The 13,343-nt window shown below is 42.8% G+C and carries 12 protein-coding genes and 2 pseudogenes; 10 read left to right on the forward strand and 4 right to left on the reverse strand.

Features of this window, described 5'->3' with window-relative positions; genetic code table 11:
- Positions 1-95: 95 nt before the first annotated feature.
- Both AB4209_RS18990 and AB4209_RS18995 read left to right on the forward strand, forming a co-directional pair.
- On the forward strand, positions 96-335 hold the full coding sequence (locus tag AB4209_RS18990) for a hypothetical protein (RefSeq protein WP_136973880.1): 240 nt from the start codon (positions 96-98) through the stop codon (positions 333-335).
- Positions 336-549: 214 nt separating this feature from the next.
- Positions 550-867, forward strand: coding sequence for a Dabb family protein (locus AB4209_RS18995; protein ID WP_136973881.1), 318 nt, complete (start codon positions 550-552; stop codon positions 865-867).
- A gap of 146 nt (positions 868-1,013) precedes the next feature.
- On the opposite strand, the pseudogene AB4209_RS19000 reads toward AB4209_RS18995, so the two are convergent.
- Positions 1,014-1,124 (reverse strand): annotated as a pseudogene (locus AB4209_RS19000) (DUF3103 family protein); the annotation flags it as partial.
- A 122-nt stretch (positions 1,125-1,246) separates the two neighbouring features.
- Complete coding sequence (locus AB4209_RS19005) at positions 1,247-4,264, reverse strand: EAL domain-containing protein (protein WP_136973882.1); 3,018 nt, start codon at positions 4,262-4,264, stop codon at positions 1,247-1,249.
- 484 nt (positions 4,265-4,748) lie between these two features.
- On the opposite strand from AB4209_RS19005, the gene AB4209_RS19010 reads away from it, so the two are divergent.
- The 8 genes and pseudogenes from AB4209_RS19010 (at position 4,749) to AB4209_RS19045 (ending at position 10,973) form a co-directional block, all read left to right on the forward strand.
- Positions 4,749-6,167, forward strand: a complete 1,419-nt coding sequence (locus AB4209_RS19010; RefSeq protein WP_102332139.1) for a DASS family sodium-coupled anion symporter — start codon at positions 4,749-4,751, stop codon at positions 6,165-6,167.
- A gap of 6 nt (positions 6,168-6,173) precedes the next feature.
- Complete coding sequence (locus AB4209_RS19015; RefSeq protein WP_136973883.1) at positions 6,174-7,529, forward strand: ATP-binding protein; 1,356 nt, start codon at positions 6,174-6,176, stop codon at positions 7,527-7,529.
- Positions 7,516-7,989: a response regulator gene (locus tag AB4209_RS19020; protein WP_102326563.1), complete on the forward strand. Its 474-nt coding sequence runs from the start codon at positions 7,516-7,518 to the stop codon at positions 7,987-7,989. Before AB4209_RS19015 ends, AB4209_RS19020 begins: the two co-directional genes overlap by 14 nt.
- A gap of 461 nt (positions 7,990-8,450) precedes the next feature.
- The gene (locus AB4209_RS19025; RefSeq protein ID WP_372056912.1) at positions 8,451-8,951 is read left to right on the forward strand and encodes an opioid growth factor receptor-related protein; all 501 of its coding nucleotides are present in this window, start codon (positions 8,451-8,453) and stop codon (positions 8,949-8,951) included.
- A 106-nt stretch (positions 8,952-9,057) separates the two neighbouring features.
- A complete protein-coding gene (locus AB4209_RS19030) occupies positions 9,058-9,525 on the forward strand; it encodes a cold shock domain-containing protein (RefSeq protein WP_372056914.1) in 468 nt (155 codons plus the stop codon).
- A 46-nt stretch (positions 9,526-9,571) separates the two neighbouring features.
- Positions 9,572-10,079, forward strand: a pseudogene (locus tag AB4209_RS19035) (N-acetyltransferase family protein).
- Positions 10,080-10,165: 86 nt separating this feature from the next.
- Entirely contained in the window at positions 10,166-10,615 is a 450-nt protein-coding gene (locus AB4209_RS19040) for a GNAT family N-acetyltransferase (RefSeq protein WP_372056916.1), read from the forward strand.
- Complete coding sequence (locus AB4209_RS19045; protein WP_372056918.1) at positions 10,608-10,973, forward strand: hypothetical protein; 366 nt, start codon at positions 10,608-10,610, stop codon at positions 10,971-10,973. The genes AB4209_RS19040 and AB4209_RS19045 overlap by 8 nt, the downstream gene beginning before the upstream one ends.
- A 211-nt stretch (positions 10,974-11,184) precedes the next feature.
- Here the strand turns inward: AB4209_RS19045 and AB4209_RS19050 are convergent, their stop codons facing one another.
- Positions 11,185-12,213 (reverse strand): methionine synthase, encoded by a 1,029-nt coding sequence (locus tag AB4209_RS19050; protein ID WP_372056920.1) that lies wholly within the window; start codon positions 12,211-12,213, stop codon positions 11,185-11,187.
- A 27-nt stretch (positions 12,214-12,240) separates the two neighbouring features.
- Positions 12,241-13,218, reverse strand: coding sequence for a DUF1852 domain-containing protein (locus AB4209_RS19055; RefSeq protein WP_372056922.1), 978 nt, complete (start codon positions 13,216-13,218; stop codon positions 12,241-12,243).
- Positions 13,219-13,343: the final 125 nt, after the last annotated feature.

Raw genomic sequence — 13,343 nt, forward strand, 5'->3', positions numbered from 1 at the left:
GAATTACGCAACAAAGCCGTTCGATTGTTAAAGTTACTCCAACAAAAACACAGATACCAAACGAACAAATAATTAAAAATAATATGAGGTGATGTATGAAAAAGTTAATCGCACTAGGCTTAATGGCTCTTTCAATGAACACGGCTTTTGCTGCCGACGGTAAGTATACAGGGACTATCGACATGACAAGAAGCGAAGGTAATCAAGTAAAGGCTGAGCGTGTTGAATCTGACTTAACACTGGAAGGAAGAAATGAAGCGTCTAACGGCGGAATCCAATTCCAAAAGAACGTAGATCAAGACCAAACGATCCAGCTTACAGGTCGTCGTGATTAACGTTAAAGATGTGCTTACCATTGTCATGAGAAATGCTGCGCCCTCGGGTGCAGCATTTTTCGTTATTGGGTTGTGGAGTATTTTATAAACTCTAGCGATCTAGCCTTGGCATGTTGTGTAACGTGTGGCATTTTGTTGTTCTCAAATTTAGATCGCTATTAGGTGTTGGTTAAGCATTACAAACCAGTAAGCGAACGACTCGAAAGGACAAGGAATGACTCAAAAAGAAACGGGAATGATTCGTCATATTCTACTGATTAAGTTTAAAGAAAACGCTGAGGCTTCAGAGGTTCAAAAACTAAAGATGCTGTTTGAAGCGATGCCAAACAAGGTTGAAGGGGTCACTTCAGTAGAATGGGGATTAAATGACAGCCCTGAAAACAAGAATCAAGGTTATACCCACTCAGTGTTAATGACATTCGCCGATGAACAAGGCCGTCAGAATTACCTTCCGCACCCAGAGCATGATGCGCTGAAAGATGTGTTTCGTCCGTTGCTAGACGACATTATCGTGTTTGATTACTCCCTGTAATTAGGTTCTGAGTAGGCCTCTTGTGTTTTACTTAGCTTCAATAATGAAGGGTTAGGGCCTAGCAATTAAGCCCTAACTCAATAAGAAACGACTTACTCTGTTGGCGAAATCGTGACTGGTGCAAACGATGCGACAGCATTCCCGCCTGCGCCCCAGCGGTAGCGAGGCCAGAAGATAACTGTCTGATTGGGGTAGTACGTCTGTTTGTCGTAGTCCAGATAAGGCATCTCAACGAGGTCTATCTGTGGTTCTAAACGACCTTTATGTCATCTACTGTTTACGCTCATTTTTATTCCGTTAACCTGCCAATAGGCAGTAAAGTTAACGCAAAGCGTGAATAAGAATGGCATTACTTTTAAATAATGCCGTTGTGCCACGGTTAAGCTCTAGTCAATTTGATAGCCACTTCTGATTCCAGTTCACTTAATGGTCGAGGTTTACTGAAGTAATAACCTTGCAGCAGATCTATCCCCAGTCCGTTTAGGCGTTGGTTATGATCAGCAGTTTCCACCCCTTCAGCTACAACACGATAGCCCAAGCTTTTACCCATCATGATCATAGTGTTGACGAAGTCTAAGTTGGTCTGCCCTTGAGTTATGTCAGAGATAAATGAACGGTCGATCTTTACTTCACTTAGTGGAAGTTGCTTTAGTAGAGATAGAGAAGAGAATCCCGTGCCAAAATCGTCAAGAGAGATAGAAATTCCTACATCGTGTAGTTCTTTAAGTGAGTTTATGCATAACTCGTAATCGACAATTGCTGCTGACTCGGTTATCTCAATACAGAATAACGTCAAAGGAAGCTGGTATTGGCGAATAGTTCGAATGATTTCTTGAGCGAAGTGAGGCTGTATCAGCTGTTTTGCACTGATATTAATGGAAATATGGCTCATGGTTTGTAGCCATTCAGATCCTTCAACATCCTTACAAACTCGATGAATGATACATTCACCAAGCTTGCTGATTAGGCCAGCTGATTCAGCAACCTCGATAAACTGGTCAGGAGGGACATCCCCCAATGTTGGAGATTCCCATCTTGCTAGTGCTTCAACAGCAGTAATCTTTTCATCTTGCCCACAATATTGAGGTTGGTAGTGCACCTTTATTTCTTGTTGAGCGATGGCACGACTGAGTTGGTGCTCTATTTCGATTATGTTTTCCGTCTCTTTTGCCATTGACCTTTGAAAGTTGAGATAGCTTTGTCCTCCCAGCTTTTTAGCTTGATACATGGCAATGTCGGCCTGCTTAATTAATTCTTCGGCACTTACTCCATCATAAGGATACATAGCGATGCCTAGGCTTCCTTGGCTGATAATCTCAATATCATCAACGATCAATGGGTTTTGAACGGCATTTAAAATCTGCGTGGCGAGTGCGTTGATGTCTGCTTCGGAACTGACATTACACAAAAACAAGAATTCGTCACCTCCCAAACGTGCGACAAGGTGTTCACTTGATAGCACGTTCTGAATATGTTTGGTCACGTGGCAAAGAAGTGCATCACCGACGTGATGACCAAAAGAGTCGTTGATAATCTTAAAACGGTTAAGATCCATCAACATGACCGCGCGTTTTTGGTTAGGTCGATTCACAATGTGTTGCGCGATGCTTTCCATTATTTTCCGGCGATTAGCGATGCCAGTAAGCGCATCATAATACGCCATGTGTTGAATCTTTTCCGCATCTTCTCGCTCTTGAGTTACATCCGTCATTGAGCCAATGAAGCGCACAGCCTGCCCTTCTGCATTATGAACCGCTGAGCCATTGGCATGAACCCAGATATATCCGCGATGTTGCGTCTTCATCCTGAATTCACATTTGAACGGTACTTCTTCGTTTAAGTGGTTATGAATGGCGGACTCGAGAAGTTCTAAGTCTTCTGAGTGTATATATTGGAACAGATGGTCACATCCTAACTTACGATCAGAAAAGGTATCTTGACAGCCAATCATTTTGGTTAACCGACTGTTCCAGACAAGAGTATTGGTTAGTAAGTCCCAATCCCAGATACCATCGTTTGAGCTGTTAGATACTACTTTGAGCTGTTGCAACAACTGTTGGGAGTTCTTCTGACGATTGTTACTTGTATTGATAAGCTCGTCGCGCTCGATGAACAGTGCGAGCATATCTAAATAATTGTTGAATACCGATTGTGTACCGATATCTTGGTGATCTTGCAATGAATCAACAACAGCGACGAGCTTCCAGTGATCTTCTTGCCCTGAGTTGATAGGAAGAATGGAAGCAACGAAATGATCATAGCGTTCGAAAAATGGGAAATTGCGAATATCGTCTTGAATATCTGTTTGTTGCGGTAGGGTAGTTGGCTGAGTCATGCCTTTTTCTACCCATTTCCTAATAGTGTATTGCTCCGAATTACACTCAGCGAGACAGGCCCAGTCAAGATTGTTTCCGTAAAGGCTTTGAGCATCTCTAATTGAGTCAAAACCTCCTTGTGCTTGTGAATAGAAATTTTCGAATATCTCAGCGGGAGAACGCCCTTGCACATTTAAGAGGATTTGGCGAGTTGAGTTGATATCTTCTTTATGTTCGAGATCTGGGTTTGTGTTACCGCAAGACTGATGAACGATGAGCTTTTGCGGGACACTATTATTGGCATTATTAAAAGGCTTCCCAGAAATACGTTCCAACACGCGGTGAAATACTTGCGTCGCTAGAAGCTCAAGCTGTTGGTCTACTGTTGTTAACTTGGGATTGAATTGTTGACCGACGAAAATATTATCAATGCCTACGATGGCGACATCGTCAGGTACCGAGATATTGCTGTGAGACAGTTGCTCCATCATACCTACAGCATTGTGGTCAGTTGCGCAGATAACCGCAGTGCATTTGGATTTACGCTGTATAAATTCTATTGCGGCTTCTCGTCCCCCAGATAGAGAACAATTCGACACGCGGAAGAAATGGCGTTGGTTGAATGAGCCTTTATGCTCAATCACCGTACGTTGATACGCTTTGAAGCGAGACCTGATATCATTAACAGTGAGATCGCCACAAAAGCCGATTTCTTCGTGTCCTTGACTTTGTAACCATTCATAGAGCTTAGTGACACCATCGCTTTGCACACTATAATACTGCTCAACGGGCAGCGGCGCATAGCTTGCTCCAATAGAAATGACTGGAATGTTTGCGTTTATAGCTTCTTCGATCAACTTTACTGTCGCTGCATGGAGAACGACCACAAGGGCATCGAGATGATTAAAATATATAGGAAGTTTAAAATCTCTTCGCTCACCCGAGCGGATGAAGATCAGATTGACTTTATGGTTTTTCGCAAGCCTTCTAAGGGTTGCATTTAGCTCGCCCATGTAGAAGCCACTGAGCATAGGCAGCACAATGCCAACGGTAGGACGTTTTTTAGATGTAACAATAGTCATGTTATTAGCCGGTCGAAAGTTGTGTTGTGTAGAACTGTTTTCGGGGGAGAATAGGTATCTTTTTATTATTTCTTCCATGCTCTACTAAGCGAGCTTGAAAATAAACTTACGGCAAAAGGAAATGCAAAACCACGCACAATCCGAGTAAGTCTAACTCATATATTTGAGAGGTTACTCAGAAGCGGTCCTCAATTTATGGACATGACTTAAGCGACTGATCTGTTCTGACAGTACCTAGAATAACCGGAACGGATTATGACTAGAAACGCAGAAACCACTCTCCTGAATTTAATTGCAACAATAAATGGCATACAAACGTAGAGGTAGCGCACAGAATCGAAAAAGGGGATATCGTGATCACATAATCATTGATCTAGCCGAGAGTGAGATAGTGGCGAGAGTTCGATAATTCGTTGTCGGATCTAAATTAGAACTGTAAATCTAATTTCTAAGTAGTTGTTATCTCAGGAAGAGTTTTTGTGCTATGCGCCCCTATATTAAATACATTATCCCTATTTTAATTCCTTTCATTATCCTCGTCATGCCGCTATCAGCGTTTCCATTTGAAGGCCTTACGATTATTCAACAACGCGTTATTGCGATCTTTTTGTTAGCGGCATTGTGCTGGGTGTTCGAGCCTATCCCTATTTACGCGACGTCTGTTGTTATTATCGTTCTGCAATTATTGATGTTGTCGGATAAAGGGCTGATCTTTTTAAGGTTTGAGCATGGGGAAGAACATTTTGGTGAGCTGTTAAAATACAGCGATATCATGGCGACATTCGCTAGCCCAATCATCATGCTGTTTTTGGGTGGTTTCTTCTTAGCAATGGCCGCCACTAAATATCGATTAGACGTAAACTTAGCTCGCGTGTTGTTGAAGCCATTTGGACAAGACCCAAAGTTTGTGATGCTCGGCTTAATGTTGATCACTGGTATCTTTTCGATGTTTATGTCTAACACGGCAACAACGGCAATGATGCTCTCTATTTTAACGCCGGTACTGGCTGTGTTTGGTCCGAAAGACCCCGGTCGTGTAGCGTTTGCGCTTTGTATCCCGGTTGCCGCTAACATCGGTGGCATTGGTACTCCGATCGGTACCCCTCCGAACGCTATCGCACTTAAATATTTAGTTGGCGATAACCTCATTACGTTCGGTGAATGGATGGCATTTGGTGTGCCGTTTGTTGTGATTATGATGGCGTTAGCGTGGTTTTTAATAGGCTTTATGTACAAAGCTGACCAAAAGAAAATCGAGCTAAGCATCAAAGGTAAATTCCTTAAAACGCCTAAAGCCATTGCGGTGTACGTCACTTTTGCGCTGACCATCATTCTTTGGTTAATGGGTTCAAGCCATGGCATGAACTCTTACACCGTCGCTCTGATTCCTGTCGCTGTGTTCTCACTCACAGGGATCATCAATAAAGAAGACCTGAAGAAAATTTCTTGGGACGTATTGTGGCTTGTATCAGGTGGTATTGCGCTTGGTTTAGCGCTCGATAAAACTGGCTTAGCAAAGCTCGTGGTACACAGTATTCCGTTTGATAGCTACTCACCCTATGTGGTGTTGTTCGGAGCGGCGTTCTTGTGTTTGGTAATGGCAAACTTTATGTCTCATACCGCAACGGCTAACTTGTTAATGCCAATTATGGCGGCATTAGGTTCGTCTATGGCTTCACTCACGCCACTAGGCGGTGAGCTAACGTTAATTTTGGTTGTGACTTTTGCCGCTTCATTAGGTATGTCGCTGCCAATCAGTACGCCACCGAATGCGTTGGCTCATGCCACTGGTCATGTGCAAAGTAATCAAATGGCCAGAATCGGTATTATTTTGGGTGTGGTTGGTGTGCTACTGAGTTTTGTTATGGTGTGGGTGCTACATTCAATTGGTCACATAGGATAACGATACGTGTATCAACAAAAGCTAGAAGCACTTATCGAGCGCTATTTTAACCAAACAGAACGTCGGGTGACGTGCTGTGCCGGTAACACCATTATTGAACAATCAGCGTTAAACACTCGTTTATACTATGTGTTTAGTGGAGAACTGGAAGGGTTTTATACCGATGCGAATACACCGCAAGTGCGAGTATTTAGCGCGGGTAGTGGGGCTTTTATAGGCGTTCATAGCTTCTTTTCAGGTAATTGGACAGCATCTTCAACGGTTGTTGCTAAAACCGATGTTGAGTTAGCGTGGATCGATAAAGACACGCCTGCAGAAGATGAACGTAAATTTGGTCCTCTTACCGCACAGTTCACACCTGTAATTGTCAATGAGTTGTCGCGTCGTCAACGCCGCGCAACACAAGAAGCGATAGCGAAACAAAAAGCGCTAGAGAAGTTACATACTGCTGAGCAAATGACGACCTTGGGTCAATTGGCTGCAGGGATTGCTCATGAGCTTAACAACGCTATTGGTGTCGTAAATAGTAAATCTGGTCGACTTGAAACGGTCATCATGGATCTGCTTGAAGAAGTGCATCCAGAAGCCAGTCAATTTTTCGATTTTGGGTTAATGCATGGTCAGAAAACGTCGTCGTCAGAAGCACGAACACGTGGGCGACAATTTGAAAGAAAATATGGTTTAGACAAAAACATTGCTCGCTCTCTTGCAAAGGCGATTCCAATTGATGCTTTATCTGCAACAGACGTTATTTCAAAGCATTGGCTGAAAAAACCAGAAGAAGCGATTCGTTTTTGGCAGATGGGCTGTGATTTACATGATTTGCGTTTGGCATCTAGACACACCGTCGGCATCGTAAAATCGGTTAAACAACTTGGCAGAGTTGATATCGACACCGAAGAAGCGGTTGATATTAACGACTCCATTAACCATGCCTTATCGTTGCTACAAAGTGAGTTACGTAGAGTGTCTGTGCGATTGAGCCCTGCGGATTTACCGTCTTTTAAAGGCTCGAAAACAGAGCTCGTTCAGATTTGGGTCAACATTGTAAAGAATGCTTGTGATGCAATGTCGAATTCAGACGATGCCGCAATAGAGATTCAAACCAGATTAAGTAAGAAAAGAATATTAGTTACGATTACGAATAACGGCCCTGAGATAGACGAGGGGACTCGTAGAAAGATATTTCAGCCCAACTTCACCACTAAAAAAGGTGGTTTATCGTTTGGATTGGGCTTGGGTTTATCAGTAGTTAAGCGGATTGTGGCGGGTTATGGCGGAAGTATCATTGTGAAAAGTGATGCTTCTAAAACTGTATTTAGAATCAAGTTACCAGTAGAGGGTGAACATGGAGAAGCTTAATTTAATCTGTGTCGATGACCAGAGAGAAGTACTGAGCGCAGTGGTACAAGATTTAGAGCCGCTGGCGAGTTGGCTGAATATTGAAGATTGTGAATCAGCGCAAGAAGTGCTTGATCTCATTGATGAACTTGACGCAGAAGGCGAACACATTACCGTCATCGTGTCTGATCATGTGATGCCAGGGAAAACGGGTGTGGAGTTACTCACTGAAGTGTTCCATGACAGTCGCTTTCCGAATACCAAGAAAATTCTTCTTACGGGGCAGGCCACTCATACTGATACCATCAATGCGATTAATGCAGCAGGCATCGACCGTTACTTTGAAAAGCCTTGGCAAGCAAGCACATTGGTTGAGTGCATTCGTACTCTTGTCACTGAGTACATATTTGATCAAGGGCTTGATTACACGGACTATCAGAATGAGCTCGACCAGCAGGTTGTGTTCAGACGCTTGCGTTAGCCTCTTATGTTAGCGACTTACATTATTCACTAGTGTAAGTCGCTTGAAATTCTATGCACCGAAGGACGCTTTCTGAAGGGTTTTTCTTTGAAAGATGTAATCTTTCGCTGCTTATTTTACCTACCTCTTTTAGTCGTTCAGGTTTTGGTACTCAGTTATTAACACACTGGTTGCTGGCTTTAGTCTAAAACTCATACGCTACGCCAACGCCAACGGATGCATTGTGTTTTCTTCAGGAACGATTCCCTGAACATACAGCAGAGCTAAAATGTGTCGCAGAGTTCCCGTGTCGTTTGTTAGAAAAGTAAGTCGAAATTATTCAAAAGTGATTCCTAACGCGTGGGACGTGGAGTTCTAAGCCAAATCGGTACTTACAACGTAAAGGACTAGGCTTTTGACGGCTTACTGCGTAATAATGCATTCGCCCACAAGTGGGGGTTTATAGTCAGTAGGATTTTAAAATGAGTGAGATTGCTCGCTTTATATCTGGTGAAGCGCCGGACAAATTTGGTCGAAATATAGAACAGTTATTGGCTTACAATCATTTTTGGTTGGAGCATGACCATAAGTACATTCAAGTGTTCTTCCCAATAGATGAGGGGACTAAGTTTAATCAACATGCCCCGTTGGTTACTCAAGAAGATAAGGTGCTTTTTGCTAATTCAGAAGCGCTCCGCACAGCTCATCTACAAGTGCTTGACCTGATGCTTGAGTTTTGGGGTATGCAGCGAAACGGGAGTGAAATATCTTCATCGTTACCACTTAGCCCGGCTAATCACGTATGGTTAAAGAATCATGACCATAACCAGCTAAGGTTAACGCGAGCCATTCGCAGTTTGTACTTGTTGGGTAATGAAGAGGTTGCGGCTCGGTTATGTGACTTCATAGTATCAGCGGCGACCGAGACTGGCTCGGTGTCGGAGAAAACCGTTCAGTATTGGCGCAATGCGTTAAAGGGGTAGATACTTTTACTTAAATCTAAGCCCTTTATTGAGCTGCCATAATGTAATCTGCATAATGTTGGTGATATGAGTCAAGAGTTGAAAGCGGTTTGAAGAAGGAATAGCTATGAATGGAAAAATTGTTCGCTGGGTTGATGAGAAAGGCTTCGGCTTCATCAACTCAGATGAATTAGAGGGCGATGTTTTTGTTCATATATCGAAGTTTACGGACGGTTATCGTCGTCCTCAAGTTGGGGATGAAGTTGAATTTCAATTGTCGAATAGTGGCTCTAAACTCAGCGCTTCGAGTGCTCAACTAGTTGGTATAGAACCATCCAAATCTAACCCTCTTTCAATTATTTTGTCTGCACTTTTCGTCGGTCTTATTTGCGCAGGTTTGTATCTTTTGGTATTGGAGCCTAAGTTAAATCCCGCATATGAGAACATGGGGTTTAGTTGCCAAGGTAAAACGCATTGTAGTGAGATGCTATCTTGTGATGAAGCAAAGTTTTATTTGGCAAACTGTCCAAATGTGAAAATAGATGGTGATCGTGATGGTATTCCTTGCGAGAGTCAGCTCTGTAGTCATTATTGATGCCTGTTTATTAGTCATTCAAAATAGACAACTAAAAGGACATTACATGGAAATCAGAGTAGGGACATTACCTGATATTGCAGGCATCACCGATATCTTCAACCTTTTATATTGAACATACCAATGCGCGCTTTGAAGAAGAGAAGTTGTCGTTGGAAAATCGCCAACAGTGGTTTTCTCAATTTTCGAGCCAAAGTAAACATCAACTCTATGTCGCGACAGAAGGTGGTGTGGTATTAGGCTTCGCGTGTTCTCAGCAATACCGGGCTATGTCGGCATTTGAAGATACGGCAGAGGTCACTATTTATCTTGCGGCAGAAGCTCAAGGTAAAGGTTTAGGCTCTAAGCTTTATTCTCAGCTATTTGCATCGATTAGTGATTATGATGTTCACCGCGTAGTCTCAGGTGTTGCTTTGCCTAATGAGGCTTCAATAGCACTGCATAAACGTTTTGGATTTCGAGAAGTAGGAGTGCTCAATGAATACGCGAAGAAAAACGGCCAATACATCAGTTCAATGTGGTTAGAGAAGGCATTAAACAAGGGAGCAGAGTGATAAGAATGGCTCAAACATGATGCAATACTCTTGGTGCTTTAATTACATATTACTCAATGTTTAGCCTAGGAAAAAAAGGACACAATATGGAAGTAAGGTTGGTCAAAGGTTCAGAGCCTAAGTTCGCTGAATCGATCACCAAAACGAATATGGCGAGTTGCTATCAAGCTCGTGGAATCGCTTGGGGTCATAGTCAGTTTTTACGCAGCTGGGATGAGCTGGATAACTATGAAATTTATGTGGGAGATAGCCGTATTGGTGTTATCCGCTTCAGTTACGCCGGTGGTACAACGTTTCTTAGGGATTTGCAGATATTAGCTGACTGTCAAGGTCAAGGTTTTGGCTCTAAGTGTCTCGATTTGGCTATTGAACATGCGAACAATCAAGCATCGGCTCAGTTAGTGTTGCGCGTGTTCAGTGAGAACCACGCCATTAAGCTTTATCAATCAAAAGGTTTTACTCAGTTGTCTGAAGTGAAAGGGCTCGTTGAAATGGAGCTGCCTTTAGGGTCATCATTGAGAGAGTGTCATGGATAACCGTATCCAACTAAATTTTGTTAAGTACTTATTTTCAGAGTTGCTGTTTATTGTTATTGCATTAGGTCTTGCCTATTGGATATTAGATGGTGATCGTTCATCGCTGCTAACCATAGGGCTGATAATTTGTGTTCCTCCATTAATAAAAATTCTAATGTTGTGGTGGAAGCTTCGCGATAGCTCGTTTGAAATCACGAACGGTCATGTACGTTTAAATGGCGTTGCTTGTGATGTGACTTTACAGCGTAGCTTTCTTCCGTTTGAAATTGGCTCATTCATCAAGCTTTCATACACGAAAGGCGCTATGAGCAAAGAAGAATGGAGCCGTATGTTAGCGTGTCGAACTAGGTCGCCATAAAGAAGCGACATCGCTGTTACTTGAGCTTTTAGTTTCCACGACGAATAGCGATGCGATTAAAGAGTACCAACGAGCGATCTCTTTATATGCTCAAGACCTAGATAAAACCTGGTAAGCAGCGCGTAAAGCTCATTAACTCACATAACAAAAAGCCTAAGCATCAATATGATACTTAGGCTTAAAGGCATAGTTTTTGTTCTTTAGGAAAGCGTTACGCTGAAAGCTCTTTACGAACGATCTCTGCGCCAGCACTTAGCGCATTAAGCTTCGCTGAGGCTATCTCGCGAGGTAGGGGAGCCATGCCGCAGTTGGTGCAAGGGTAGAGCTTGTCTGCATCAACGTACTTAAGTGTTTCTCGTAGAGTGCTCGCTACTTCTTCTGGTGTTTCAATGGAATCGGTAGCCACATCAATCGCACCGACCATTACTTTCTTGCCTCGAACCAGCTCAAGTAGCTCAAGAGGCACATGAGAGTTGTGACACTCTAAAGAGATAATATCGATATTCGATTGCTGCAGCTTAGGAAATACCTCTTCGTATTGGCGCCACTCTGTGCCTAATGTCTTTTTCCAATCCGTATTTGCTTTAATGCCGTAGCCATAACAAATATGTACTGCTGTTTCGCACTTAAGCCCTTCAATAGCTCTTTCTAAACAAGCGATGCCCCAATCATTCACTTCATCAAAAAATACGTTAAACGCAGGTTCATCGAACTGAATAATATCAACGCCTGCAGCTTCTAGCTCTTTCGCTTCTTCGTTGAGGATCTTCGCAAATTCCCACGCGAGCTTTTCACGGCTTTTGTAATGCTCATCGTAAAGCGTATCTATCATCGTCATCGGCCCCGGCAGAGCCCATTTAATTGGTTGGTCCGTTTGTTGACGTAAAAATTTAGCATCTTCGACAAAAACGGACTTCTGACGAGAAACTGGGCCAACTACTGTAGGCACACTCGCATCGTAACGGTCGCGGATTTTAACGGTTTCACGCTTTTCAAAATCAACGCCATTCAAGTGTTCGATGAAGGTCGTTACAAAGTGCTGACGTGTTTGTTCGCCGTCACTCACAATATCAATACCTGCTTGTTGCTGCTCGTGCAAAGAGACACGAAGCGCATCTTGTTTGCCGTCTGTTAGTTCATCGCCTTGCAGTTTCCATGGCGACCAAAGCGTCTCTGGTTGTGCAAGCCAAGACGGTTTCGGCAAACTGCCCGCTGTTGAAGTCGGTAATAGTGTTTTCATATTTAATACTGCCTAATTCAGGTGGGACTAAAGTGCGTAATTTGCAGACCAGTTCTCTAGAACTGATTGGTATGGCTTAATGAAATTTTCTTCAGCGAACTTACCTTGCTCTATTGCGAGTTTGCTGCGCTCTTCTCGGTCATACACGATTTGAGTTAGCGAGTGGTCCAAGTTTTTCAAGTTTGGTTGGTAACAGTTGCCCGCAACCGCGTTCGCGTTGTAAATCTCAGGACGGTAGATTTTCTGGAACGTACCCATAGTGCTGATGGTGCTGATAAGTTCTAGGTTGGAGTAATCGTTAAGTAGATCACCAAAGAAATAGAAAGCCAGAGGAGCAACATTATTTGGTGGCATGAAATAACGAACTTGTAAGCCCATCTTCTTGAAATATTGCTCAGTTAAAGAAGACTCATTCGGTTGGTATTCAAAACCTAATACTGGGTGTTGGTTTTCAGTGCGGTAATAGGTTTTATTATCTGACACGCTTAAGCAAATAACAGGTCGTTTATTAAAGTTCTTTTTGTAAGCGTCAGAGTTAACGAAATATTTAAAAAGCTTACCGTGTAAGTCACCAAAATCTTCTGGAATGCTGAATTTATCTTGGCCTTTATTATGATCCAATAGACGTACGCTAAAGTCATAATCTCGAACATAAGAAGAGAAGTTATTTCCGATAATGCCTTCAATACGCTCGTTAGTTTTACGGTCTACAATATTGGTTTTCAGCACTTCAATTGAAGGGAATGCTTCGCCGTTGCTTTCAATATCCATATCAACAGAAATGATTTCAAGCTCAACAGAGTAGCGGTCGCCCTTAGGGTTATCCCAGTGCGCTAACGCGTTGAAACTGTTATCGATCATTTGTAGTGCATTGCGCAAGTTCGCTTGACGGCTGTCACCGCGAGCCAGGTTAGCAAAGTTGGTAGTGATACGCGTGCTGTCTGCAGGCTGGTAGTTTTCGTCGAGGCTAATGCTCTTAATCGTAAAATTAAATTCTTTATTCATGCTGATTTGGTATCCCAATTTTTTTTCTGATTCTCTCGGTCTTTAGTATTAAAACGGCTTTTATTTTTTGCTTGTGACCGGATTAAGAATCGAAGGCTATGCTGTCCAGGGCAAGATTACGAAGC

This window comes from Vibrio sp. 10N.286.48.C11 (genome assembly GCF_041469805.1).
Taxonomy (GTDB): domain Bacteria; phylum Pseudomonadota; class Gammaproteobacteria; order Enterobacterales; family Vibrionaceae; genus Vibrio; species Vibrio crassostreae_C.

What these genes read in the sequence shown, in the direction of transcription:
- AB4209_RS18990 (WP_136973880.1), top strand. Translation starts at nt 96, where the DNA reads ATGAAAAAGTTAATCGCACTAGGCTTAATGGCTCTTTCAATGAACACG.
- AB4209_RS19025 (WP_372056912.1), top strand. Translation starts at nt 8,451, where the DNA reads ATGAGTGAGATTGCTCGCTTTATATCTGGTGAAGCGCCGGACAAATTT.
- AB4209_RS19030 (WP_372056914.1), top strand. Translation starts at nt 9,058, where the DNA reads ATGAATGGAAAAATTGTTCGCTGGGTTGATGAGAAAGGCTTCGGCTTC.
- AB4209_RS19055 (WP_372056922.1), bottom strand. Translation starts at nt 13,218, where the DNA reads ATGAATAAAGAATTTAATTTTACGATTAAGAGCATTAGCCTCGACGAA.
- AB4209_RS19010 (WP_102332139.1), top strand. Translation starts at nt 4,749, where the DNA reads ATGCGCCCCTATATTAAATACATTATCCCTATTTTAATTCCTTTCATT.
- AB4209_RS19050 (WP_372056920.1), bottom strand. Translation starts at nt 12,213, where the DNA reads ATGAAAACACTATTACCGACTTCAACAGCGGGCAGTTTGCCGAAACCG.
- AB4209_RS19020 (WP_102326563.1), top strand. Translation starts at nt 7,516, where the DNA reads ATGGAGAAGCTTAATTTAATCTGTGTCGATGACCAGAGAGAAGTACTG.
- AB4209_RS18995 (WP_136973881.1), top strand. Translation starts at nt 550, where the DNA reads ATGACTCAAAAAGAAACGGGAATGATTCGTCATATTCTACTGATTAAG.
- AB4209_RS19005 (WP_136973882.1), bottom strand. Translation starts at nt 4,264, where the DNA reads ATGACTATTGTTACATCTAAAAAACGTCCTACCGTTGGCATTGTGCTG.
- AB4209_RS19045 (WP_372056918.1), top strand. Translation starts at nt 10,608, where the DNA reads ATGGATAACCGTATCCAACTAAATTTTGTTAAGTACTTATTTTCAGAG.
- AB4209_RS19040 (WP_372056916.1), top strand. Translation starts at nt 10,166, where the DNA reads ATGGAAGTAAGGTTGGTCAAAGGTTCAGAGCCTAAGTTCGCTGAATCG.